This window comes from Heyndrickxia sporothermodurans, assembly GCF_003055045.1.
GTDB lineage: Bacteria > Bacillota > Bacilli > Bacillales > Bacillaceae_C > Heyndrickxia > Heyndrickxia sporothermodurans.
In genome coordinates, this window is sequence record NZ_NAZB01000017.1 from 26,263 (window position 1) to 49,732 (window position 23,470).

28 protein-coding genes and 1 rRNA gene are annotated in these 23,470 nt (G+C 35.1%); 1 reads left to right on the top strand and 28 read right to left on the bottom strand.

The genetic code is table 11. From position 1 onward, the window contains the following. Positions 1-16 precede the first annotated feature (16 nt). The 17 genes from fin to metG all read right to left on the bottom strand — a co-directional run bounded on the left by fin (position 17) and on the right by metG (position 15,240). On the bottom strand, positions 17-247 hold the full coding sequence (gene fin, locus B5V89_RS06720) for an anti-sigma-F factor Fin (protein ID WP_108071115.1): 231 nt from the start codon (positions 245-247) through the stop codon (positions 17-19). Between the two features lie 71 nt (positions 248-318). Continuing rightward, entirely contained in the window at positions 319-876 is a 558-nt protein-coding gene (gene pth, locus B5V89_RS06725; RefSeq protein WP_108071117.1) for an aminoacyl-tRNA hydrolase, read from the bottom strand. A gap of 177 nt (positions 877-1,053) precedes the next feature. Continuing rightward, complete coding sequence (locus B5V89_RS06730; protein WP_107920741.1) at positions 1,054-1,680, bottom strand: 50S ribosomal protein L25/general stress protein Ctc; 627 nt, start codon at positions 1,678-1,680, stop codon at positions 1,054-1,056. Between the two features lie 151 nt (positions 1,681-1,831). After that, a complete protein-coding gene (locus B5V89_RS06735) occupies positions 1,832-2,788 on the bottom strand; it encodes a ribose-phosphate diphosphokinase (protein WP_107920740.1) in 957 nt (318 codons plus the stop codon). A gap of 13 nt (positions 2,789-2,801) precedes the next feature. Beyond that, positions 2,802-4,175: a bifunctional UDP-N-acetylglucosamine diphosphorylase/glucosamine-1-phosphate N-acetyltransferase GlmU gene (gene glmU / locus B5V89_RS06740; RefSeq protein WP_107920739.1), complete on the bottom strand. Its 1,374-nt coding sequence runs from the start codon at positions 4,173-4,175 to the stop codon at positions 2,802-2,804. A gap of 259 nt (positions 4,176-4,434) precedes the next feature. After that, entirely contained in the window at positions 4,435-4,728 is a 294-nt protein-coding gene (spoVG, locus tag B5V89_RS06745; RefSeq protein WP_058006092.1) for a septation regulator SpoVG, read from the bottom strand. Between the two features lie 220 nt (positions 4,729-4,948). Further along, the gene (locus tag B5V89_RS06750; protein WP_066232941.1) at positions 4,949-5,323 is read right to left on the bottom strand and encodes a RidA family protein; all 375 of its coding nucleotides are present in this window, start codon (positions 5,321-5,323) and stop codon (positions 4,949-4,951) included. A 13-nt stretch (positions 5,324-5,336) separates the two neighbouring features. After that, positions 5,337-6,158, bottom strand: a complete 822-nt coding sequence (gene purR, locus B5V89_RS06755) for a pur operon repressor (protein WP_108071119.1) — start codon at positions 6,156-6,158, stop codon at positions 5,337-5,339. Between the two features lie 88 nt (positions 6,159-6,246). Next, positions 6,247-7,113 (bottom strand): 4-(cytidine 5'-diphospho)-2-C-methyl-D-erythritol kinase, encoded by an 867-nt coding sequence (gene ispE / locus B5V89_RS06760; RefSeq protein ID WP_107921383.1) that lies wholly within the window; start codon positions 7,111-7,113, stop codon positions 6,247-6,249. A gap of 237 nt (positions 7,114-7,350) precedes the next feature. After that, positions 7,351-7,533, bottom strand: a complete 183-nt coding sequence (locus B5V89_RS06765) for a small, acid-soluble spore protein, alpha/beta type (protein ID WP_066232948.1) — start codon at positions 7,531-7,533, stop codon at positions 7,351-7,353. Between the two features lie 108 nt (positions 7,534-7,641). Continuing rightward, the gene (gene veg / locus B5V89_RS06770) at positions 7,642-7,911 is read right to left on the bottom strand and encodes a biofilm formation stimulator Veg (protein WP_066232951.1); all 270 of its coding nucleotides are present in this window, start codon (positions 7,909-7,911) and stop codon (positions 7,642-7,644) included. Between the two features lie 253 nt (positions 7,912-8,164). After that, positions 8,165-9,043 carry a sporulation peptidase YabG gene (gene yabG / locus B5V89_RS06775; protein ID WP_108071121.1) on the bottom strand — a complete coding sequence of 293 codons (879 nt, stop codon included), beginning with the start codon at positions 9,041-9,043 and terminating at the stop codon, positions 8,165-8,167. Positions 9,044-9,165: 122 nt separating this feature from the next. After that, entirely contained in the window at positions 9,166-10,044 is an 879-nt protein-coding gene (rsmA, locus tag B5V89_RS06780; protein WP_107921323.1) for a 16S rRNA (adenine(1518)-N(6)/adenine(1519)-N(6))-dimethyltransferase RsmA, read from the bottom strand. Then, positions 10,037-10,597, bottom strand: coding sequence for a ribonuclease M5 (gene rnmV, locus B5V89_RS06785; protein ID WP_108071122.1), 561 nt, complete (start codon positions 10,595-10,597; stop codon positions 10,037-10,039). The genes rsmA and rnmV overlap by 8 nt, the downstream gene beginning before the upstream one ends. A 121-nt stretch (positions 10,598-10,718) precedes the next feature. Further along, positions 10,719-11,918, bottom strand: coding sequence for a G5 and 3D domain-containing protein (locus tag B5V89_RS06790; protein ID WP_108071124.1), 1,200 nt, complete (start codon positions 11,916-11,918; stop codon positions 10,719-10,721). Between the two features lie 222 nt (positions 11,919-12,140). After that, positions 12,141-12,911, bottom strand: a complete 771-nt coding sequence (locus B5V89_RS06795; RefSeq protein WP_108071126.1) for a TatD family hydrolase — start codon at positions 12,909-12,911, stop codon at positions 12,141-12,143. Positions 12,912-13,275: 364 nt separating this feature from the next. Then, a complete protein-coding gene (gene metG, locus B5V89_RS06800) occupies positions 13,276-15,240 on the bottom strand; it encodes a methionine--tRNA ligase (protein WP_108071128.1) in 1,965 nt (654 codons plus the stop codon). 461 nt (positions 15,241-15,701) lie between these two features. Between metG and B5V89_RS06805 the strand changes: the two genes are divergently transcribed. Then, on the top strand, positions 15,702-15,980 hold the full coding sequence (locus B5V89_RS06805) for a transition state genes transcriptional regulator AbrB (RefSeq protein ID WP_066232973.1): 279 nt from the start codon (positions 15,702-15,704) through the stop codon (positions 15,978-15,980). 49 nt (positions 15,981-16,029) lie between these two features. Here B5V89_RS06805 and rsmI read toward each other — a convergent pair whose 3' ends face one another. From rsmI to rrf, 11 genes are all read right to left on the bottom strand, one after another. Beyond that, entirely contained in the window at positions 16,030-16,914 is an 885-nt protein-coding gene (rsmI, locus tag B5V89_RS06810; protein ID WP_066232976.1) for a 16S rRNA (cytidine(1402)-2'-O)-methyltransferase, read from the bottom strand. Further along, positions 16,889-17,662, bottom strand: a complete 774-nt coding sequence (locus tag B5V89_RS06815; protein ID WP_066232981.1) for a tRNA1(Val) (adenine(37)-N6)-methyltransferase — start codon at positions 17,660-17,662, stop codon at positions 16,889-16,891. The genes rsmI and B5V89_RS06815 overlap by 26 nt, the downstream gene beginning before the upstream one ends. Before the next feature lie 131 nt (positions 17,663-17,793). Then, positions 17,794-18,171: a DNA replication initiation control protein YabA gene (gene yabA, locus B5V89_RS06820; RefSeq protein ID WP_066232983.1), complete on the bottom strand. Its 378-nt coding sequence runs from the start codon at positions 18,169-18,171 to the stop codon at positions 17,794-17,796. 11 nt (positions 18,172-18,182) lie between these two features. Next, positions 18,183-19,004, bottom strand: a complete 822-nt coding sequence (locus B5V89_RS06825) for a PSP1 domain-containing protein (RefSeq protein ID WP_066232985.1) — start codon at positions 19,002-19,004, stop codon at positions 18,183-18,185. Beyond that, the gene (holB, locus tag B5V89_RS06830; protein ID WP_066232988.1) at positions 18,997-20,004 is read right to left on the bottom strand and encodes a DNA polymerase III subunit delta'; all 1,008 of its coding nucleotides are present in this window, start codon (positions 20,002-20,004) and stop codon (positions 18,997-18,999) included. Before holB ends, B5V89_RS06825 begins: the two co-directional genes overlap by 8 nt. A 14-nt stretch (positions 20,005-20,018) precedes the next feature. Next, positions 20,019-20,120 carry a DUF327 family protein gene (locus tag B5V89_RS20420; RefSeq protein WP_107920409.1) on the bottom strand — a complete coding sequence of 34 codons (102 nt, stop codon included), beginning with the start codon at positions 20,118-20,120 and terminating at the stop codon, positions 20,019-20,021. Beyond that, positions 20,114-20,443, bottom strand: coding sequence for a cyclic-di-AMP receptor (locus B5V89_RS06840; RefSeq protein ID WP_066232993.1), 330 nt, complete (start codon positions 20,441-20,443; stop codon positions 20,114-20,116). Before B5V89_RS06840 ends, B5V89_RS20420 begins: the two co-directional genes overlap by 7 nt. Before the next feature lie 156 nt (positions 20,444-20,599). Then, a complete protein-coding gene (tmk, locus tag B5V89_RS06845) occupies positions 20,600-21,229 on the bottom strand; it encodes a dTMP kinase (protein ID WP_066232997.1) in 630 nt (209 codons plus the stop codon). Positions 21,230-21,298: 69 nt separating this feature from the next. Beyond that, positions 21,299-22,735: an aminotransferase class I/II-fold pyridoxal phosphate-dependent enzyme gene (locus B5V89_RS06850; protein ID WP_108071137.1), complete on the bottom strand. Its 1,437-nt coding sequence runs from the start codon at positions 22,733-22,735 to the stop codon at positions 21,299-21,301. Between the two features lie 104 nt (positions 22,736-22,839). Further along, a complete protein-coding gene (locus B5V89_RS06855) occupies positions 22,840-23,043 on the bottom strand; it encodes a sigma factor G inhibitor Gin (protein WP_108071130.1) in 204 nt (67 codons plus the stop codon). A gap of 211 nt (positions 23,044-23,254) precedes the next feature. Next, positions 23,255-23,371, bottom strand: a 5S ribosomal RNA gene (rrf, locus tag B5V89_RS06860). Between the last annotated feature and the right edge of the window lie 99 nt (positions 23,372-23,470).

Sequence of the window (23,470 nt, forward strand, 5' to 3'; positions counted from 1 at the left end):
CTTTTCCCCAAAGCGGTTAATGAATCAAATAATCATATTCATGTAAGTTTGGACTTCTTTCAAATGCCTCTTGGCAGTCCTCACATATGGAATGGATATGAATATTCCCATCTGATTCATATGAAACCATTTCCTGTCTCTCTTCATTTGTTAACATATCAATTCCAATGTGTTTTGAATGAAGTGATTGATGGTCAATACTTCCTATATTTGTACCACAATGACGGCAAAAATAATGAATCGCCATATTGAGGCCCCCTATCAACAGTACTTTTTATTTAGTATTAACCTGTTATTAGGGAGTTATTCACGCCAAGCTTAATTATAATTATTCATTACCTCAAGAAAAGGTTTCTTTAGCCATTCTTCACATGCATCCGCACTTTTTTGGATGGTAGTTTGTACTACCTCCCATTCATCCTTCCTAAACTTCCCTAACACATAATCAGGGACGGACATTCCATTTTCGGGACGATTGATTCCAATTCGAATTCGATTAAAATTCTGTGTTCCTAAATGGGCAATCGTGGATTTAATTCCATTATGTCCACCCGCACTTCCTTTTTGACGTAAGCGTATTTTACCTACCGGTAAATCCATGTCATCAAAAATGACGACAAGATCTTCTATAGAAATATTATAATAGTCCATAAGCGGACGTATGCTTTCACCGGATAAATTCATATATGTAAGTGGCTTTAATAAAATGAATTTTTCCCCATAATTATTTACCAACGCATATAAACCTTTAAACTTTGTCTGATTTAATGGGGTATGGAAACGTTTCGCCAATTCATCAATTACTTCAAAACCAATATTATGCCTTGTTCGGTCATACTGAGGACCGGGGTTTCCTAAACCAACAATTAATTTCATTCATCACACCTCTATTTTACTATATCATATATACATATTATCAATGTTACTTATTAATCCTTATCCTTTTATTATGTATATGAAGAAGATAAAAGTAAAATATTTAAAAAGGCGTAACCCCGCCCGGTTACGCCCGCTATTATTTTTCATTAAGGATAAAAATGTTTACTCATTAGGTTACTCTGTTGTTTCTCTGCCTTCTAAGTTGTCAGGAGTTCCTGGTTCTTGTTCTTCTCCAGTACTAATCTCCTCTTCTTGACGAGGAGCCAAAACTGAAGCAATCGTTAATTCATCTTCTTGTGTAATTTGGTATGGGTAATTACCTTTAATATCCGAAACCGTTATTGTTTCTCCAACTTGAAGATTCGTAACATCTACTTGAATTGCATCAGGCAATTCATCTGGTTTAGCAATTACAGTCAACTCATGAACTGATTGCTGCAGGACTCCTCCATCCCTTACCCCAGCGCTATCTCCAACTAATTCCACCCTAACGTTTGCTTCAATTTCAGCCTTCATATCTACTGCTAAAAAGTCTATATGAATAATATCCTTTTTAATACAATCCTCTTGATAATCGTTTAAAATAACGTTTCTTTTATTCCCGTTAATATTAAGAGAAATAACTCCATTTCTTCCCGCATCACGAATGACTTTTATAAAATCTGCTCCGCTTACATAAATCGGTGTATTTTCGACATTATACCCATAAATAACTGCTGGGATATTTCCCATATCTCGTAGGTTTTTTAATTCAGATCTTTGTTTTTTATTACGTTTAATTGCGTCAAGTACTGCCGCCATTATTAACAACCTCCTTGAATATGTAACCCTCTTACATATCTTTTCCCAAATAAAGAAGGGTCTAAACATAAATTAGGGAATTAGACGATAAGCCTTTGCTCATAAAACAAAAAAAGACCAGCAAAATGCCAGTCTCGCAATTCTTTAACTATTAATCAAATAATGTACTTACAGATAATTCTTCATGTACACGAATAATTGCTTCTCCTAATAATGCAGCGATTGATAGTTCAACAATTTTATCTGATTTCTTTTCTTCTGATAATGCAATTGAATTAGTTACGACTAATTCTTTAATTTTTGAATTATTTATACGTTCAATAGCTGGTCCTGATAGAACAGGGTGAGTACAGCATGCATACACTTCTTTCGCACCATTTTCTACTAATGCATTAGCAGCTAATGTGATCGTACCCGCTGTATCAATAATATCATCAATTAAAATGGCAATTTTCCCTTCAATATTACCGACGATATTCATTACTTCGGCAACATTTGGTCTTGGTCGACGTTTATCAATAATTGCAATTGGTGCCTTTAGACGATCGGCCATTTTACGGGCACGAGTAACTCCGCCATGATCCGGAGAAACAATGACAATATCATCGGTGAACTTTTTCTTTTTAAAGTAATCAGCTAAGATAGGTACACCCATTAAGTGATCATTTGGAATGTCAAAAAATCCTTGAATTTGCGGAGCATGTAAATCTAATGCGATCACTCTTGTTGCCCCTGCAGTTTCAATAAGATTTGCTACGAGTTTAGCCGTAATCGGTTCCCTAGCTCTTGCTTTACGGTCTTGGCGAGCATATCCATAATAAGGCATAACGATATTAATTGTTTTCGCTGATGCACGTTTAAGCGCATCAATCATGATTAGAAGTTCCATCAAGCTTTCATTCACTGGGGCACTAGTTGGTTGCACAACATATACATCGCACCCACGAATACTTTCTTCAATATTAATTTGTATTTCTCCATCACTAAATCGAGTGACAGAGCATTTACCAAGTTCTACTCCAACTACTTTTGCAATCTCTTCTGCTAATTTATGATTTGAATTTAAACTAAAGATTTTCAAGTTAGGATCAAGATACTGGTTAGACATGATGGACCTCCAATTATTGATTGTGTTTTAATTTATTTACATAATTCTCTTTATTCACTTGTCTTGCACGTGCAATGGATAATGCGTCGCCAGGTACATCTTTTGTAATAGTTGATCCCGCTGCAATATAAGCATTTTTTCCAACCGTAACAGGGGCAACTAAGTTGGAATTGCAACCAACAAACACACCATCTTCAATTTTTGTTAAATATTTATTTTTTCCATCGTAGTTTACAGTAATTGAGCCACAGCCAATATTTACATCAGACCCAACTTCTGCATCCCCTATATAACTTAAATGCGATGCTTTACTTCCTTTTCCAAACTTCGCTTTTTTAATTTCAACAAAATTTCCTATTTTAACGTCGTCGGATATATTAGAGTCTGGACGGATATGAGCAAATGGACCAATCTTTACATTTGCACCAATCGCACTATTATGAGCTACTGATTGCTGAATAACAGTCCCGTTATTGATTGTACAATCTTTAATTTCGGAATTTGGACCAATAATACAATCTTCACCAATGATCGTTTGTCCTGATAATTGTACACCCGGATAGATAACTGTATCTGATCCAATGATAATATCTACTCCAATATACGTTTGCTCCGGATCTATAATCGACACACCATTTCTCATATGATACTCATTAATCCGCTTTTTCATAATCCTTTCCGCATTTGAAAGAGCGATTCGATCATTGACACCTAATGTTTCGTCCATATTTTCTGTTTGATAAGCTGAAACAACTTCACCTTCGTTTTTCAAAATTTCGATTACATCAGGCAAGTAGTATTCACCTTGTACATTATCGTTAGAAACTTTGCTAAGTGCTTGAAATAAAGCTTTGTTATCAAAGCAAAAAACACCGGTATTGATTTCTCTTACTTTACGTTCATCTTCCGTTGCATCTTTATGCTCAACAATTCTTTCTACGAAGCCTTGTTCATTTCGAATAATTCTTCCATAGCCTTCGGGTTTTTCTGTATATGCTGTTAATATAGTCGCTTTAGCCTTTTGTTCCTCATGATGCCTCATCAATGCTTCCATTGTCTCTGCTTGTATGAGAGGGGTATCACCACAAACTACTAAAGTAATTCCATCTTTATCAGCTAAAATTTCATCCGCTTGCATAACAGCATGGGCAGTTCCCAATTGTTTTTCTTGAAGCGCAAAAGCTGTTTTTCCTTCTAGTTTTTCCTTCACCAATTCTGCACCATGGCCAACGATCGTTACCATTTTATTGATTTCCAATTTACCGATTTGATCAACAACATGTTCTACCATGGGCTTTCCACAAACAGGATGCAATACTTTATAAAGTTTCGATTTCATCCGTGTTCCTTGGCCAGCTGCTAAAATAACAGCAAATCGATTTGTCATATTTGGTCCCCCAATAAACCTTTTTATCCATAAAAAAATATATCGCAATTCAAACTTAATTTCAAGACAACATCGAGATATACAAAGAATTGTCAATTGTAAAAACCTTATTTTAAGAAATATATGGATTAGAATTCAAAAATGGAGGACAGAGGATTTCTATGTATGATGGAAAACTGAACATTACGGTTTTATCTTTCCCAGATCAGCATAAAAAAAGAGCCTTACTTTTTGGAGTAGGCTCTTGGTGCTTTATCTGTTAGGAAGCGCCAGCTTCTTCAAACTCAACTTCTTCTAACTCTCCCAAACGATGATACTCCGCTAATACTGACTCTTGAATCTTGCTTCTAGTATTAGAATTGATTGGATGAGCGATATCCCTAAACTCTCCATCCGGAGTACGTTTACTCGGCATTGCTACAAATAATCCATTATTCCCGTCAATTACACGTATATCATGGACAACAAATTCATTATCTAGTGTAATAGAAGCAATCGCACGCATTCGCCCTTCTGTATTAACACGGCGTAATCTTACATCTGTCACTTCCATCCTGCTCACCACCTTTTCACATAGATTGAATCTAGTTAAAGTATTCAACAGATTTTGATATATTCCTTCTTAAATTGTAAAATTTTTTAAAAAATTTATAGGACTCTTATATTTTATATTTAATTTACTGCATATTAACTAATTGTTGACCAAATATTCCTATATTAAACAATTCCGGCATAAAAAAATCGGCTATTTTCTAAAAAGCCGATTAGAAATTCTATTTAATTAAAGCAATGACCTCTATTTCTATCGATACATCTTTTGGAAGTCTTGAAACTTCTACACAAGATCTCGCAGGCTTATGTGTAGAAAAATATTCTCCATAAATTTCATTAATTATTGCAAATTCATCCATATTTTTTATAAATACCGTTGCTTTAACCACTGTATCAAATGAAGCACCCGCTGCTTTTAAAACGGCATCTAAATTTTTAAATACTTGATGTGTCTGCTCCCTAATATCTCCTGTTACAAGAGATCCGTCTGGTGTAAGTGGAATTTGCCCGGAACTATAAAAAATATTATTCACGATCATTCCTTGTGAATATGGACCGATAGCTGCCGGCGCATCAACTGTTGATACTTTTTTCATAAAAAAATCCCCCTTATTTGTTCGTAAAATAATTACCTTCAATTACTTTAATCTTCTTTTCTTTTACATTGACATCCATTAATTTCACCAATGAAACATAGTCATCCACTAATCTTTCTTCTGCCTCTTCAGACTCCAATAATACCGCGATTCCTGCTAGTGATGCATTGAATTCATCTAAAAGATTAACCATTCCCTTTACCGTTCCGCCTGCTTTCATAAAGTCATCGACGATAAGGACTTTTGCACCTTCATTTAAGCTTCGTTTTGAAAGCACCATTGTTTGAATTCTTTTTGATGAACCTGAAACATAATTAATACTAACAGTCGATCCCTCAGTTACTTTACTGTCTCTTCGAACAATGACAACCGGTACATTCAAATAGGCGGCTGTTGCATGTGCAATAGAAATCCCTTTAGTAGCAACTGTCATTATGACATCAATATCAGTATCCGCAAATGATGATGCAAGCAATTTGCCCACTTTACTTACTATTTGTGGATTTCCAAGAAGATCCGTTAAATATAAATACCCACCGGGTAACAATCGATCGGAATCTGCAATTAACCGACATAATTCATTAATGAACTTTTTAGCATCCTCTTTATTCGTACGTGGTATATATTTTACTCCCCCGGAAGCTCCGGGAATTGTTTGAAGCGATCCTATACCTTGCTTTTCAAAGGTATCTTTAATAATTGCCAAATCTTCACTAATTGAGGACTTAGCTGATTCATACTTTTCTGAAAAGAAGGTTAATGACACTAACTCTTTTGGGCGTTCAAGTAAATAATGCGTCATATCTATTAACCGTTCACTACGACGAAACTTCAATGTCACACCTCCTAAAACCCGAATATTTAAAAATAATATTACATTAATGTACGGCTTTTGTCTATGGAACAGTTACCATTTATCTTTATTAGTCTGAAACTCTCTCTCCAAGCATCCGGACTGCATACACTTGGTCACAAAATCCCCTTAGTCCATTATAAATTCTTTGCAATCTAGAGTCGTATTGGACAAGTCCGAATACGGTTGGTCCACTTCCACTCATTAATACGGCATCCGCACCAAATCGTTCCATTTGCTCTTTAATGTGTTGAACTTCTGGATGCATTGATAAAGTTACACTTTCTAACACATTGCCAATACAGCTACAGACCGATGAATAACTTCCGTTTTGAAGTGCTGCAATCATCGCATTGGAATCGGGGTGATTGACTTTAGATAGATCTAAATTACGATAGACATCAGCGGTCGAAACACCAATTGAAGGCTTCGCCAATATCACCCAACAATTAGGCGGAGCTGGCAAATAAGTGATTTTCTCCCCTCGCCCTTTCGCCATTGCTGTTCCACCATATACACAAAAGGAAACATCTGAACCAATTTCTGCTCCAATTTCAGCAAGTTGGTCTAAAGAAAGACCTAAATTCCATAGTTTGTTTAAACCTCTTAAGGTTGCAGCTGCATCACTACTGCCACCCGCTAATCCTGCAGCTACAGGAATTGCTTTATCAATGGTAATACTCACACCTTGTTTAACATTAAACTTTTCCTTTAGGACTCTTGCTGCTTGATAGGCTAAATTACGTTGATCATCGGGAACAAATCGATTCTGCGAAATAATCCGAATTTCATTTTCATTAATTTCGGATAATCCGATTCGGTCCGATAGATCAATCGTAGTCATAATCATTTCAACCTCATGATAGCCATCATTCCGTTTGTTTAGAACATCCAAAGTTAAATTTATTTTAGCCGGTGCTTTTATAAAAATTGTCAATATACCCACCCACTCTAATTCAACATTAATTTTCATTTATGTATTTATAAGTTTGTACTATTTTACCACAAACAATAATTGCCATATAACCTCTTCACAAGTATTGTATTTTACCATTTTCAAGCATTCTTTGGAAGTACTTATTATTTGCATATATAATATAGAAAAAAAGACCGAGGAATTCACTCGGTCTTACGGCATGTAAGTTATTATTCTCCTCGAGCTCGAGTAGCCTTTTTAGGAATTCTTCTTGTTAGCAAGTTGTTGTTGAGCGATTTCAACGGCACGTTTAACCATGTTTCCTGCATCTCTGGCCTTTATGCCGCCCCAGCCTTCTTGTTTAACGACATCATAGAAACCTAAATCTTTTGCTAGTTCTTCTTTGAACCGATCAGACATTATTCCTCTTGTTCTGCCCATAGTGAATATCCTCCTTTAACACGCCGCATATATAGTATGTTCGTACCTATTGTATTTATAAGTAACTAAAATATTAAAGCGCAAAACAAAAAGCAGTAAACATAATGTTTACTGCTGCCCTAATGCTATATTTCCTGTTGCTTCATCATAGAAGGTTAGTTGGACCGTTTCAGTAAGCACATCTGCATAGCTGTAGGAAACACGTTCAAACGAGTTTTCCTCTTGATCTAATTCGATGACAAAAACTGATGGATAAGTTTCTGCCAAAACACCCGAACGTTCAATCGTTTTTCTTCGTCCACCATTAGCTTTTAACATTAATCGTTTTCCTAAATTGGAATCAAGCGATCTTTTAATGTCAGTTAATGTTTTTGGCATTTCGCTCCACCTCACTATGTAATAGTATAACACTTTATTTGAAAAAGGTCAAATATAAAATAAATATTTTATCAATGAAACGATTGTACTGTCAACACTTTTCATTCATCAAAATAACAGTTTTTTTTACAACGATCTTTTCACAAATTACTTTTCCCAATAAAATAAATTATATGTAAGAAATTAATATATACCGTTTTAAAGGAGTAATAGAAAAGATCTCTAATGAAAAACATAATAGAGATCTTTTCATTTAGTCCTCAACTATTGGTTTATAAGGTGCACCTGTTCGAAGTACGCCCTTTGTTTCAATTCCTCCTAAACCCTTTTCACCAGTTAATGTATTACGTAATACATCCCATACATTAACTTGGTCCATAAAAGATGTGAAGCTAATTTTGGCAACAATATAGACTGGATCAAGCGCGTGAATATTAACCCTTAATGGGGAACTAGCAAAATTCGCTCCTGCATGAATTAGAGATTCAAAATGTGATTGACAAGCTCCTGCGAAGATAATTAATTGATCTAAATGTGGAACCTTTTTTCTTGCCTCAATTACGGTTCTTACAAAATACTTCGAATGTCTATATGCATTAATATCTGTCTTTTTACCTTTTGACTTAGAATATGAATCATGACCGGTAATGACTAATATGTCCGGCCGGAATTTATCAATTAACGGACCGATCTGCTGAGGCATATCTTTCTCATAGCAGTGTACACCGTATACTTTTACCCCGATCTTTTCATATAAATCGATACACTTTTTTAAATAGGAAGGATCCCCATCAAGATGAAGAACACGACCAGGAATATGGAAATAATTAAAGTCCTGACTGTAGCCATTTGTTGCTTCATATTCACGCTTTTGCCGCAATAGATCAATATCTTGTTGGAATAATTCAAGTGATTGTGCTTCTAACGATTGAAATTCCCTTGAGATTTTTGAACGTTCCTCCGAATCTACCGTGACAAGATCCGCAAATGGCGCATCCGCAATTAACCGATAATCCTCTCCATAAAGAATTGCCGTCTTTACACCGTTATTTTCTTTTATATCAATGACTCTAAATAAGAGGTCACAGTGATATGATTTCCGTCCCACAATTGAATTAATAGCCACGCCCATGAGGTGTCAACTCCATTGAAAAGCAAATAATCTTAACTTCTAACACTAGGCTATGCGAAAAAAAGGAAGTTGTGCAAAAAAGGGCAAACCAAATCTATATGGTAGCCCTTTTAATAAATGAATTATTTGTAGATAGAAAAAAGTTGATTAGAGAGAAGAGCAAATTCCTCAATGGAAAGCGTTTCTCCCCTTCTTGTTGGATCAATATTCGCTATGTCTAATGCCTTTAAAATCTCCATTTTCAGCTCTTTCCCATTCGGAAGTTGACTTGTAAGATTGTTTAAGATTGTTTTTCGTCTTTGTGCAAAAGATGCACGTGTGACTTGAAAAAAGAATTCCTCATTATCTACCTCGACAATTGGTTTATCGTGCAATGTCAATCGGATCACCGCTGAATCCACATTAGGCTGTGGCATAAACACGGTTTTCGGAACGACCATGACGGTCTCCGCTTTTGTGTAGTACTGAATCGCAATTGATAAAGAACCGTATTCTTTCGTACCTGGCTTGGCACTTATACGATCGGCTACCTCCTTTTGGAGCATAACAACTATTCCCCTTAGCGGCAAATGCTCAGATAACAGTCTAATAATAATTGGCGTTGTCACATAATATGGTAAATTGGCTACTACCATTAAATCATTAACGTCTTTAAATTCTTCTTCAACAATTTGATGAATGTCCGCTTTTAAAACATCCTGATGAATGATTTTAACATTATTATAAGGTGATAAAGTATCTTCTAAAATTGGAAGTAACCGCTGATCTATTTCAAACGCCACTACTTTTTTACTTGTCCTTGCAAGATGCTCAGTTAATGCTCCTATCCCAGGCCCGATTTCAATTGCACCAGAATCCTTTGATAATCCTGCATGCTCTGTAATATTTTTTAATATATTGGGATCAATTAAAAAATTTTGACCTAGGCTTTTCTTAAAGGCAAATCCGTACTTCTGTAAAATTTCTTTCGTTCGTACTGGTGTAGCGATGTCTTTATGCATTTTCTTCCTCCTGTAAAACCTTTTCAAAAGCCTTAATAAACGCTTCCTTACTAATTTGAAACATCATTAGTCGTTTATGTAGCTGTTTTCCGTTTGTATATCCTATTTTTAATAATTCACCCAGTCTTTCTCTTCTGTGTTTCGCTTTACTCCCACCAATTAATCCCGCAAGAATTAAGTCTTCCTGGGTGATTACTTCGATAATTTCCTCTTCCATTGTATGTGCCTCTTTTAAAGCTTCCCGTATAACCTCGGGGCTTGCATGCTCCACCCCGATCCCCTTTCCGGAAGTTGGTTTTGCATCCTTCTTTTTAATAAAGGCGTGCTTACAGCCGGGAACTTGTTCTGACACAATTCTCCGTATTCGTTCTCCGGGATAGTCTGGGTCCGTAAAAATGATTACCCCCCTTTTTTCTTGTGCCAGTTTGACCTTTTCAATTGTCATTTTCGAAACTGCCGAACCGTTCGTTTCGATTGTATCTGCATCAACAGCTCTTTTAATAGCTGTTGTATCATCTCTTCCTTCGACTACAATAATTTCTTTTATTTTCATTTTTCCTCCAAAATAATTGAAACATTTTTGTAACAAATTTCGTCTAATATTATAAACTACTTATATTATAATTGTATTAATAAAAAAAAGAAAAGCAGAGGGATATCCTCTGCATCAGCCATTAATTTAGAATTCGAATCTTAACTTGTTTTCTTCCCCATCTATATGCTTGGGAATTATTATTAAAAAATACATCAATTTTTCTGCCCTTTATCGCGCCACCTGTATCTGCTGCAACGGCATAACCGTATCCTTCAACATATACCTTTGTTCCAAGGGGTATGAAATTAGGATCCACGGCGATAATTTTTAAATTGGGATTTGAATGCAGATTTATTCCCGTTGCCGTTTGACCTGAACATCCATTGCAATTAGCAGTATAGGCCGTTGATGATACATAATATTCAGTACCGCCAGCTTCACTTTCACCACGAGAAACCTGAGCTGTTACAACTTTTGTTCCGACATTAACAATTTTTTCTTTACTTTCTTTTAGCGTTTTTTCGTTTATTAATTTGCGGCTAACTTCTTTCCCATTTTCCTTTGTTACTTCATATTCTTTTCTAACCAATCCATTTTGACCGTGCTGTATAATCTTTTCCTGACCTTTAAGAAGGTCTGCATCTTTTCTTGTTTGCACAGCATATTCAACTGGTTCTTCCACCACATCGCTGACTTTTTTAACTCTGATCACTTTGATTATATCTTCTGGACTAACTTTTTTATCTAGATCCGGTTTCGTACGATCTAAGTCTTCAAGTTTAATTCCCTGTTGCTTTAAAAAGTCAGCGACAGTAGTCGAAGTTGACCAAACCTTTTTTTTCTTCCCACCATCATTAAGTGTAAGTGAAAATGCTTTTGAAATATCTATTTTCATATTTTCAGAGATGTTCTCATCTAGTTTTGGTTTTATCTGGTCGTGACTTCCAATCTCAATATTTTCATCTTTAAGTAAGTCCTTTACTGTATCTTCTGTCGTCCAAACACTTCGCTGCTTTCCATCAATTGATAGATGTACTTGCTTCGCTGGTTCCCATACAAAGGATAGCTTATCCTTTACCGCCGTCTCCACTGGTAAGGACAAATAATCTTTTGAGTGTAATTCAATATCCAACTCCTCCAGAATATTACCTACTGTTTCTGAGTGTGTCCTTATAATCTTTTCCTTCCCATCAAGAGTCATAGCGACTGTTTTTTTAGTAGTTTCATAGGTAATTAACCCTAATGTCGCTACGAAAACGAGGGAACTGGTAACCACAATAGTAAGTCTTTTACTACTCGCTGTTTTGGAAAACAGGCTTTTCACATGCTTAAAATTCATGAAAATGAAACGCCTCCTTCTCTTCGTGAGATTATATAGACGATCTTGCCGACTGTCAACCCTCTTGTTTTTAAAAACCGTTATTCCTATTTTTTACATTTCCGAGAAAATAATCGGGTGACATATCGACAAGGTTATCCTATGAGGTAAGTGAGACATGTAGAACCTTTAATTTTTTTGGAAAGTTAGTGGACAAAGTGCTGATATATTCGACATTATCCTCTAACAATCGATTCCGAATAATCTTTTTGCATTCCTATTCGTTATTTCTGCCACTTCCTCTAATGGTATCCCCTTAATCATAGCAATTTGCTCAGCTACAAGCTTTACATATGCTGGCTCATTTCTTTTTCCTCTGTAAGGGTGTGGTGCTAAATACGGACAATCGGTTTCTATCAATAGGTGACTTAATGGAATCTCAGATGCTACTTCTTTTGGCTTTTTTGCATTTTTAAAGGTCACTGGGCCTCCTAAAGAGATGAAAAAGTTCATATCGATGCATTCTTTAGCCACTTCGGTACTTCCGCTAAAGCAATGCATAATACCGCCAACTTCTTTTGCATCCTCTTCTTTCAAAATGTCTACGATGTCCTGTGTTGCTTCACGATTATGAATAATAATTGGTAATTTCACCTTTTTTGCTAATCGTATTTGTTTCCGAAACACATCTTTTTGAATGTCCTTTGGAGACTTATCCCAATGATAGTCCAAACCCATTTCACCTAACGCAACTACTTTAGGATGTTTTGCTAGCTGTTCAATCCATGCTAAATCTTGTTCAGTCATATCAATCGCATCTACAGGATGCCATCCAACACTTGCATAAAGAAATTCATACGTTTCAACAAGCTCCATTGCTTTCGTGATTGTTGGTCGATCGAAACCAACGACAACCATATTGGATACGCCCGCTTCTTTTGCATTTTGAATCACTACTTCAAGATCTTCAGCATACTGTGAATCATTAAGATGAACATGTGTATCGAATAACATTATCTTTCCTCTTTTCCATTTTCATTTTATACTAAAAACTCTACACAAGCTTTGCATTCCTTTAACATTTACATTACATTTCATTAGGGAAATTTTCTCTCCGAATTGGTAAAACAAGGATATTTCATAGTCTAACATATCTATACATTCTTCGACATATCCTTGCCATCGACCAAATTTGGAATAATAAAATTGAGCTTATGATTCCTGATTAATCAATTAATTATAAGTGGATTTACTTTATTCAAATATAATGAAAAAAAGAAAATAACATAGAGGATTCCGTCGAAAAATGTTCCACGTGAAACATCACTATGTTATTTCCAATAAAATTGATGGAAAACTTTCCGTTTTTATATTACATTTACTTTACAATTGATCCATTAGGAAGGGTTTGGTCAACACTTGCAATTGAAAGAACGCCATCGTTTGATCCTGCTAAAATCATTCCTTGAGATACTTCTCCTCTTAATTTCACAGGATTCAAATTAGTAACACATATTACCTTACGCCCTACTAAGTCCTCTGGTTTATAATATTGAGCTATACCAGAAACTACTTGTCTCTTTTCATATCCTAAATCTAATTGCAGTTTTAACAGTTTATCCGCTTTTTTTACCGGCTCAGCGTGAATAACCTCTGCCACTCTAAGTTCCACTTTCATGAAATCATCAATTGAAATTTCTGCTTTTGAAGTATCACTTTTATCAGGTTCAGGTTTCTTTTCTTCTTTTTTAGTCGGTTCGCCTGCCATTTTTTCCTTAATGTAATTAATCTCTTCTTCTAAATCAAGGCGTGGAAAAATCGGTTCGCCTTTTGTCACAACCTTTATACCTTGTGGCAACGATCCAAAAGCTATAAGACTTTCCCAATTTGTATTATCTTTGTTAGTTATATTTAACTGTTTGAAAATATTCATTGGCGTTTGCGTTAAGAACGGTTGCAGCAATATTGCAACTCGACGTAGTGACTCAGCTAAATGAACCATCACACTTGCTAATTCATTTCGTTTCTCATCATCCTTCGCCAACACCCATGGTTGTGTTTCATCTATATATTTATTTGTACGGCTAACTAATTCCCAAACAGAAGCCAATGCAACTGAAAATTCCATTTTCTCCATCGCTTCTTCATATTTTATAACCGTTTCCTTGTTTACGTTTAGCAATGATTCATCGAATGCAGTTATCGATCCTTGATATGTTGGAATGATGCCATCAAAATACTTATTGATCATCGCAACTGTGCGGTTTAGTAAATTTCCTAAATCATTTGCTAAATCGAAATTAATTCTTTCCACAAACCCTTCAGGTGTAAACACTCCATCCGAGCCAAAAGGTACCTCACGAAGTAAATAATACCGTAATGCATCTAAACCATAACGGTCGATTAGCGTAACAGGATCTACTACATTTCCCTTTGATTTTGACATTTTTCCATCTTTCATTAATAGCCAACCATGTGCGAATACCTTTTTAGGAAGCGGCAAATCTAATGCCATAAGCATAATCGGCCAATAGATCGTATGGAAACGAACAATTTCTTTCCCAACTAAATGTACGTCCGCTGGCCAGTATTTTTGAAACTTTGAATCATCCTCAGAACCATAACCTAAGGCAGTTATATAATTGGATAATGCATCAATCCATACATAGATGACATGTTTTGGGTTCCCTGGTACTTTTACTCCCCAATCAAATGTTGTTCTGGAAACTGCTAAATCCTCTAGCCCAGGTTTAATAAAGTTGTTAATCATTTCATTTTTCCTTGACTCTGGCTGGATAAATTCAGGATTTTCTTCATAGTATTTTAAAAGTCTATCGACATATTTACTCATTTTGAAAAAATAAGACTCTTCTTTTACCTTTTCAACGGGTCTTCCACAATCCGGACAATTCCCATTCACTAATTGGCGTTCAGTAAAAAATGATTCACATGGAGTACAATAAAGTCCTTCATATTGATCTAGATAAATATCGCCTTGCTCCATTAGTTGGTGGAATATCTTTTCTACTATTATCTTGTGGCGATCTTCCGTTGTACGAATAAAATCATCATATGAAACATCCAATTTTTTCCATAATTCTTGAATTCCAGCCACAATATTGTCTACATAGCCTTGAGGAGTTACACCGCCTTCTTCAGCTTTGCGTTGAATTTTTTGCCCATGTTCATCCGTACCAGTTAAATACATTACATCGTAACCACGTAGCCTTTTATAACGAGCCATTGCATCTCCTGCAACAGTCGTATATGCATGCCCTATATGTAAATTTCCGCTTGGATAATAGATCGGTGTTGTAATATAAAATGTTTTTGCCTTTTCCATTATTTTTGTCCCCACCTTTAAAAAAATAAAAATACTCTCACCCAATGAACGAGAGTGTATTAATGCCAATTTGGGCAAATCCTATTCATTTCCTCTATTAACACATCATTACCTCTTATACCTTCAAAATATACATAAATTTTCGCTTTTCTGCAACTTTTCTACCTATTCATCTTATTGCCTGTTCCAAACGAAGGAAAATGTAAACTATTGTCGAATTATCTATATATTAGTTTTAAATTTGTAAATTTATTGATTTTTTTTACTTAAAAACTATTAAGATTTTATATAAATATTGCTCTAAAACTATATATATCAACGATTTTACAAGTTTTACAAATTTATTTTTAATTAAAAATAATTATTGACGATTTTGGGAATCGTTGGTATGATAGATTCAGCGATAAAAAATATGTCGAAAAATGACGACAGATACTTTGAAAAATGAGAGGAGAAATAAAATGAAATCTACTGGTATTGTTCGTAAAGTTGATGAATTAGGTCGTGTTGTTATTCCTATTGAATTACGACGTACTCTCGGAATTGCAGAGAAAGACGCGTTAGAAATTTATGTTGATGATGAAAAAATTATCTTGAAAAAATATAAACCTAGCATGACATGTCATATTACCGGTGACGTTTCTGATGATAATGTTCAATTTGCTGGTGGAAAACTCGTTCTTAGCCGTGAAGGTGCTGAACAACTAGTTAAAGAAATTCAAAATGCATTCAACAAATAATAATAAAACAGGCATTCTACCAAGATAGAATGCCTGTTTTATTATATACCTATTTAACTTCCTCACGGTGGTATTTTTGATATACTTCCCTTTTTGGTATATCCCGGTCTTTCGCTACCTGCTTTATTGCTTCTTTAGAGGTAAAACTCCTTTGAGTTATGTAATGCTCTACATGATCAACGATATTTAACGTTTCCCACCACAATGATTCTGATTCTTCAATTGGTGTTGATCCCCCTTCAACAATGATACAAAATTCTCCCCTTACTTCATTACTCTCATACCATTCAATGACCTCTTCAATTGTACCACGCAAAAACTCCTCAAACTTTTTCGTTAATTCACGGCAAAGAACGATATTCCGATTACCAAGAACAGCGGACATTGCTTTTAACGTTTCCTTTAATCGATGGGGGGCTTCATATAAAATAAATGTCGAAGTTTGTTGGTTCAATATTTCTAATTCAGCTCTTCTCACTTTTTTATTTCTTGATAAAAATCCATAAAAATAAAAAGGTTGTGGGTTTATTCCGGAGGCAATTAATGCTGTTAGTGCGGCATTTGCCCCGGGCAAAGGAACTACAGTAATCTCTTCCTCCAACGAAGCGACAACTAATTCATAGCCGGGATCAGATATAGACGGCATCCCTGCATCACTCACAAGAGCAACCTTTTCCCCTGAAAGTAGACGTGACAATATTTGTTTCGAACTCGTTTCCTTATTATGTTCGTGATAACTTAAAATAGGGGTTTCAATTTCAAAGTAGTTGCATAACTTCTTAGTATTTCTTGTATCTTCTGCAGCGATAATATGAGCTTCCTTTAATATGCGAATAGCTCGAAATGTCATATCTTCTAGATTTCCAATTGGAGTGGGCACTAAATACAAAATCCCTTTATTCGTTTCATCATGGAAGCTTTTTTGAATTTGCATTTTCTTCCTCCTTCCCAAATAGTATTTCCTTTACCTCATTTGTATATTGATTATCCTCGTTATAAATATACAATGGAGGTAAAACCTTTAAATCGATATTTCCGTCTTTAATTCCTTCAACGAGTATTGTATTAGCTTCCTTCCCTTGTTTTGGATATACGAATCTTAGACGTTTCGGCTCTATGCGGTGTTTTCTCATAAGTGTGAGAATGTCTAATAATCTGCCGGGCCTATGGACAAATGCAGCCTTTCCACCTTGTCGTAATAATTTGCTGCTTACGATAATAGCGTCCTCTAGTGTGCATAAAATCTCATGTCTAGCAATTGCTAAATGTTCATTACTGTTTTTTTCACCTTTTGGCGGCGTTGAAAAATAGGGAGGATTACATGTTACAACATCAAATTTTGCTTGTCCGAACTTTTCGGGCATCTGTTTAATATCACCATGAATCATTTGTATTTGCTCACCTAACTGATTAAATTCAATGCTGCGTATTGCCATATCATAAAGTCGCTCTTGAATTTCTATCCCTTTAATAGACGCCTTTGTCCGATTGCTAATTAACAACGGAATGACCCCATTCCCCGAGCATAAGTCTATAATATTTCCCTTTTGAATTGGTAAGTAAGCGAAATTTGCCAATAGGACCGCATCTAATGAAAAAGAGAACACGGAAGGACTTTGAATAATTCTTAGATTTTCCGCAAGTAAATAATCAAGTCGCTCATCATCTTTAAGCATAACCATTATTCTTTCCTCCATGACATTAAATAGACATTAAAGAAGCCTTCCCATTATTAAGGAAGGCTACTCATTTAACTTTCATTATCTTGTAAGCATATATTTTCCTAAATAATTTGCGATCTTCATTCGATACATTACTTTTTATTTAAAAATGATAGACAAAACAAACAATCCTCATCTTTTCTCGGGCTACCAAAGTGAACATTGCAAATATGGAATCCTTCTTGATATAGTCTAGCTAAGTTATCATAACCTTCACCAATATCAAGTTCTTTATGATTGGAAATAGCTAAATGTCCTTTTCCATCACCTTGTTGCGAGGTGCCTTCTTGATTTATGGCATATTCTCCATTATCCAGTCGGCGACGCAAATGCTCATTTTCTATTTTTAGTGAATTGTTTTCTTCAATCATTTCCGCTAAATTTTTCTTCAATTCACCTAACTGCTGATATAAGTTCCCAATTTGAACTTCCATATTACTGACTGAATCGAAGAACTCTTTTTTATCCATAAACGACACCTCTACTCAGTGGCTTGGATCGATACGGTATCTTTACTAAGTAATTCATCCATTGTAAATTCTAGAACCCGCTCATCTAATTGAACCTGCAAAATCCGTTCTAAAATATTTAGTCCAACCACTTTTCCTAATCCTAAAGGAGTTTCAACTGTTTCCCCTACATCAGGTAGAATCTCCTTTGCAGATTCATATTCATCATTTTCATACTTCAAGCAACACATAAGTCTGCCACAGAGACCGGATATTTTAGTTGGGTTTAACGAAAGATTTTGATCCTTTGCCATTTTAATAGATACTGGCTCAAAATCACCTAAAAAAGTGGAACAACATAACATACGTCCACAAGGTCCTATTCCACCTAGCATTTTGGCCTCGTCCCTTACACCAATTTGACGCAATTCAATTCTCGTACGAAAAATTGATGCTAAGTCTTTTACAAGCTCGCGGAAATCCACACGGCCATCTGCTGTAAAATAAAAAATAACTTTATTACGATCAAATGTATACTCTACATCGACTAATTTCATATCAAGTTGATGTTCAATAATTTTTTCACAGCAAACCCGGTACGCTTCATTTGCTGCATCTTTATTTTCATCAACAATTAAATGATCCTTTTGATCAGCAATCCGAATGACTTTTTTTAAAGGTAGAACTACATCATTCTCTTCAACAGTTTTACGATTTGTAACTACTTTTCCGAATTCTACACCTCTTACTGTTTCAACTATAACAGAGTCATTTTTTTGAATTGAGAGATCTCCGGGATCAAAGTAATATACCTTTCCGGCTTTTTTAAATCTAACTCCTACTACATTAAACAAAGGTAGATCCCCCCTGCAATTTTAAGACAAGCTGTTCCATTAATAACTGCGGATTCATATTTCCGTGTAATTTGCGTTTTGCCTCTAAAATAGCAGCCATTTTGTTCGCAAGGATCACCGGAGAAAGGTGAATCACATCCCTTTCAAACTGGGCTTTCCGCTCCGGATATATTAATTGAATGTTTTTCCCTATCTGTATCGAAAGTAGATCTTTATAAATAAACAACAATAAGTCTAAGCCAAGATCTAGCTGATTTTTTTCCTTAAAATGATTATACCAGTCCTCTTGTAATTCAACCATTGCAAATAAGGAGCCTTTACCTAGAACCTCATATAATTTTAACACTATTTTTCGAGCTTGTGCAAACCAATCATCATTATTTAGCCTATTTGCTTCTAGAGGATCATTGGTGAGATTGGCTAATAATGGTGCTTGAGTAGGGGAAATACCATCTAAGATCAGTTTTTCTTGTAATTCATTAAATGAATACGGTTTAAAAGAAACAACCTGGCATCTTGAAAGAATAGTGGGAATAATTTGTTGTATTTGTTCAGTTATTAATATAGCTGTCGTTTGAGCATTAGGTTCTTCTAAAAATTTCAATAAACTATTAGCAGCATTGACTGTCATTTTATTCGCATGAACGATCGTATATAGTTTTTTCTTTGATTCAACCCCAGATTTACTAAATTCTTGTTGCAATGCTTTAATTTGTTCTTTTTTTATCGATTGTCCATCAGGCTCAAGAAAGTGAACGTCCGGGTGTGAAAGACTGTTTATTCGTCTGCAGTTGCTACATTGTTCGCAAGGATTCGTTCCATCAATTATTTCAAGACAAAATAAACTTTTAGCAAATAATAAACTTACTTCCTTTTTTCCTAACCCGGATTCACCTTCAAATAAATATGCATGTGCCACCCGATTTTTTAGTAAACTATTTTTGAGCGTTTTAGCCGCTAATGGTTGAACCTTCTCAAGCTCATCCCAAGTCGAAAACAAATTCCATCACTCTCTTACGTGTATATATTTAATATTAGTCCTTTGATTTCCCCGACTTTATCTAAAATATCAAGAGACGATTTCTCTTTTTTTATTACATAACCATGGACTAAAATTGTTCGAAACGTTCAACTGGAAGTACAAACACAGTTGCACCACCAACTTCAACTTCTACCGGATACGGGATATATGAATCTGCATTTCCTCCCATTGGTGATACAGGTGCCATTAATTGTTCACGAGATTTGCAATTGTCGCGAATAACCTGCAATGCTTTTTCAACCCGGATATCCTCTGTACCAATCATTATAGTCGTGTTACCAGATTTTAGAAAACCACCAGTACTTGCAAGCTTTGTTACTCTAAAATTATGGTCTACCATAGCATTCATTAAACGAGCACTATCTTGATCCTGTACAACAGCAAGAATTAATTTCATAAAACTCCCCTCCCAAATGAGTAAGTTAATTAGTGTTTGTTTTATTATATCATTTATTTCTATATATGTATTTGCAATCAACTGTAAATAATCCTTTAAAAAGAAAACCTTGAAAGAATTTTTCCCTCAAGGTAAGTAATTTAAACCATCGCCTTTTTATTTATAAATTAATTGTTCTACTTTACTTTTTACTTCTTGATAAACACTTTCTAAAGGTTTACTCGCATCAACCTCATAAATTCGATGAGGAAATAAATCTAGTAATTTTCTAAACCCATTACGAACATTCATATGAAAGTCCATTTTTTCTAAATCTAGGCGATTTACTTCTCTCCCCTTATTTTCTTCAATTCGTTTAAGTCCTAGCTCAACATCTATATCGAAATATATGGTTAAATCCGGCATAACATCTTGGATAGCAAACTTATTAATAGAAAATACTTCTTCAATTCCAAGCTCTCTTCCTACACCTTGATATGCTAATGAACTATCAATAAATCGATCACAAAGCACAATTGCTCCTTGATTTAACGCAGGTATGACTTTTTCAATTAAATGTTGTCTTCGTGCCGCTGCATACAATAAAGCCTCTGTCCGGGCATCCATCTCGGTATTACTTTTATCTAAAATCACTTTACGTATTTGCTCAGCGATTCGTATTCCACCAGGTTCACGAGTCATAACAATATTTAATCCTCGCTGTTCTAATTCATTACCTAATTTATTCAAAACGGTTGTCTTTCCAGCCCCTTCTGGACCTTCTATAGTAATAAATAATCCACTCATAATAACCTCCGGCAATTCCATTCACGTACTATCTGTCGTATAGTATACAACATCTGAATGTTATTTAATTCACTTCTTTATGTAAACTGCAATTTCTCCACTTAATAATCGGCTGGTTTTCCCTTGAAACTTTGCATGTGCCTCTATATATTCCTTAATCAGCTCAATCCTCTTTCCGGTAATTACCTCCCCAGGTAATATGATTGGAATTCCTGGCGGATATGGAGTAATCATTATAGCCGCTATTCGATTCTCAGCGTTCTCAAAAGGAACCCACTCTATAGGTTGATCTGCCATTTCTTCATAAGATAGCGCCAAACTACCTATTTTATCATCCGATTCTACGATTAATCCTTGTATCTCATTTGGTTTTGGTTTATATTTTTCAAATACATTTTTAATTTTAACAAGTGCTTCATTATACGAATACGCCATATTCGTTTTAAGTAGCGGAAGAATAAATACTACTTGATAAGGGTCAGCCATCTCTATATAAATGTTTTCTTCTTCCAACATTCGTTGAAGCATATATCCCGAATAGCCTTTGTACCTAACAATTAATTTTAGCGGATCTTGTTTCATATTCCTATTTACCACTTCTACCCCTTCCAATTTACATAAAGAGGAGACAAAGGAATTTCTTTGACTAAGAGTATAATTTATATCTTCTTCATTGAAGTTGGCAATAAAATGGCGCGCAATATCTAACGTTGCCATAATTGGATATGACGGACTACTTGATTGTAACACTGAATAATAATACTCTACCTTACTTATAGAAATGGCATTACTATTAATATGTAAATAGGAGCCCATGGTCATAGCAGGAAGCATTTTATGTGCAGAGTGAACAACCATATCCGCGCCTAAATCAATTGCCGACTTAGGAAAAGGCTCACCTAGATGAAAATGTGGTCCATGTGCTTCATCTACTAAAATTACACCCTTATGTTGACGAACAGTATTTACAATATCCTCCAAATTTGATGCCATTCCATAGTAATTAGGATAAGTTAAAACTAAACCTTTCACATCCGTATATTGTTCAAAGGCATTTTTTATAATTGATTGATCAACACCCTCTGGTACAAAAGTATACTCACCTATCATTGGATCAATAAAAATTGGATATACTTTCGCTAAAGCTAGTGCATTCATAATAGATTTATGGCAATTCCTTTGCACTAAAACTTTATCACCAACATTAAATGCAGATAATATCATAATCAGATTTCCAACGGTGCTTCCGTTTACTAAAAAATAACTCCTTCTCGTACCATAATAATCGGATAAAAGCTTTTGGGCTTCTAAAATTGGTCCTTCGGGAGAATGTAAATCATCTAAACCTGATAACTCTGTAACATCATAGGCCAAGAATCTAGATAGTTCGGGGTACTCATTCTTAAGTAACATGCCATTTTTATGTCCCGGGACATGAAAAGATATTGGGTCATTCTTTAAAAATTTTTCTAATGCTTCATATATTGGTATACGGTTTTGATTCATTAAATTAACCTCACTCATATAACTTCCTTTATTGTACTATATTGATGTAAAAATGTTTCTTAAATACTGAAATAAAATAACCAAGCATCGGCTAATATGCTTGGTCATGAGTATATTTCAGGTTTAATCACTGATTTAAGTTGATTAATATAGTATTTGTATTTTGGATTATTTGTATCTGTTTGGATAATGTCCTTTTCACAATCAGAACAAATAAACGAAGTAAAAAGATGAATTCCTAAAGTCTTCGGTTGTTCACATACAATACATGTTTCATCAATATTTTTTCTTGCTAATGTTTCTCCCACTCCTCCACCTCCATACTATTTATTTTGTCCCACACTTTTCATTTGTATGCAATATTACTAACATTTTTAAAATAGGGAATTATAAAGTATACTTAATTGTATGATTATTATCTTCGTCCTGTGTGTTCCTTAATCAAATAAAAACAACAAAAAAAACACAAAGTGTACACTCTGTGTTTTTTATTTGTCTAGCTTTAGACAATTTCTATTTGCCTGGCAACGTCCTACTCTTGCAGGGGGAGAGCCCCCAACTACCATCGGCGCTGAGAAGCTTAACTTCCGTGTTCGGGATGGGAACGGGTGTGACCTTCTCGCCATAGTTACCAGACTATTTATTTAAGGGTTTGTTCCCTCAAAACTAGATAGATGAGAAACACTTCATAATAACCTTGAATCTATTGTTGGTTAAGTCTTCGACCGATTAGTA

Bases quoted from the DNA above. Each gene is read 5' to 3' on its own strand.
- fin (WP_108071115.1), bottom strand. From the start codon at position 247: ATGGCGATTCATTATTTTTGCCGTCATTGTGGTACAAATATAGGAAGT.
- pth (WP_108071117.1), bottom strand. From the start codon at position 876: ATGAAATTAATTGTTGGTTTAGGAAACCCCGGTCCTCAGTATGACCGA.
- B5V89_RS06730 (WP_107920741.1), bottom strand. From the start codon at position 1,680: ATGGCGGCAGTACTTGACGCAATTAAACGTAATAAAAAACAAAGATCT.
- B5V89_RS06735 (WP_107920740.1), bottom strand. From the start codon at position 2,788: ATGTCTAACCAGTATCTTGATCCTAACTTGAAAATCTTTAGTTTAAAT.
- glmU (WP_107920739.1), bottom strand. From the start codon at position 4,175: ATGACAAATCGATTTGCTGTTATTTTAGCAGCTGGCCAAGGAACACGG.
- spoVG (WP_058006092.1), bottom strand. From the start codon at position 4,728: ATGGAAGTGACAGATGTAAGATTACGCCGTGTTAATACAGAAGGGCGA.
- B5V89_RS06750 (WP_066232941.1), bottom strand. From the start codon at position 5,323: ATGAAAAAAGTATCAACAGTTGATGCGCCGGCAGCTATCGGTCCATAT.
- B5V89_RS06765 (WP_066232948.1), bottom strand. From the start codon at position 7,533: ATGGGCAGAACAAGAGGAATAATGTCTGATCGGTTCAAAGAAGAACTA.
- veg (WP_066232951.1), bottom strand. From the start codon at position 7,911: ATGCCAAAAACATTAACTGACATTAAAAGATCGCTTGATTCCAATTTA.
- yabG (WP_108071121.1), bottom strand. From the start codon at position 9,043: ATGGGCGTGGCTATTAATTCAATTGTGGGACGGAAATCATATCACTGT.
- rsmA (WP_107921323.1), bottom strand. From the start codon at position 10,044: ATGCATAAAGACATCGCTACACCAGTACGAACGAAAGAAATTTTACAG.
- rnmV (WP_108071122.1), bottom strand. From the start codon at position 10,597: ATGAAAATAAAAGAAATTATTGTAGTCGAAGGAAGAGATGATACAACA.
- B5V89_RS06790 (WP_108071124.1), bottom strand. From the start codon at position 11,918: ATGAATTTTAAGCATGTGAAAAGCCTGTTTTCCAAAACAGCGAGTAGT.
- B5V89_RS06795 (WP_108071126.1), bottom strand. From the start codon at position 12,911: ATGTTATTCGATACACATGTTCATCTTAATGATTCACAGTATGCTGAA.
- metG (WP_108071128.1), bottom strand. From the start codon at position 15,240: ATGGAAAAGGCAAAAACATTTTATATTACAACACCGATCTATTATCCA.
- B5V89_RS06805 (WP_066232973.1), top strand. From the start codon at position 15,702: ATGAAATCTACTGGTATTGTTCGTAAAGTTGATGAATTAGGTCGTGTT.
- rsmI (WP_066232976.1), bottom strand. From the start codon at position 16,914: ATGCAAATTCAAAAAAGCTTCCATGATGAAACGAATAAAGGGATTTTG.
- B5V89_RS06815 (WP_066232981.1), bottom strand. From the start codon at position 17,662: ATGGTTATGCTTAAAGATGATGAGCGACTTGATTATTTACTTGCGGAA.
- yabA (WP_066232983.1), bottom strand. From the start codon at position 18,171: ATGGATAAAAAAGAGTTCTTCGATTCAGTCAGTAATATGGAAGTTCAA.
- B5V89_RS06840 (WP_066232993.1), bottom strand. From the start codon at position 20,443: ATGAAATTAATTCTTGCTGTTGTACAGGATCAAGATAGTGCTCGTTTA.
- tmk (WP_066232997.1), bottom strand. From the start codon at position 21,229: ATGAGTGGATTATTTATTACTATAGAAGGTCCAGAAGGGGCTGGAAAG.
- B5V89_RS06850 (WP_108071137.1), bottom strand. From the start codon at position 22,735: ATGAATCAAAACCGTATACCAATATATGAAGCATTAGAAAAATTTTTA.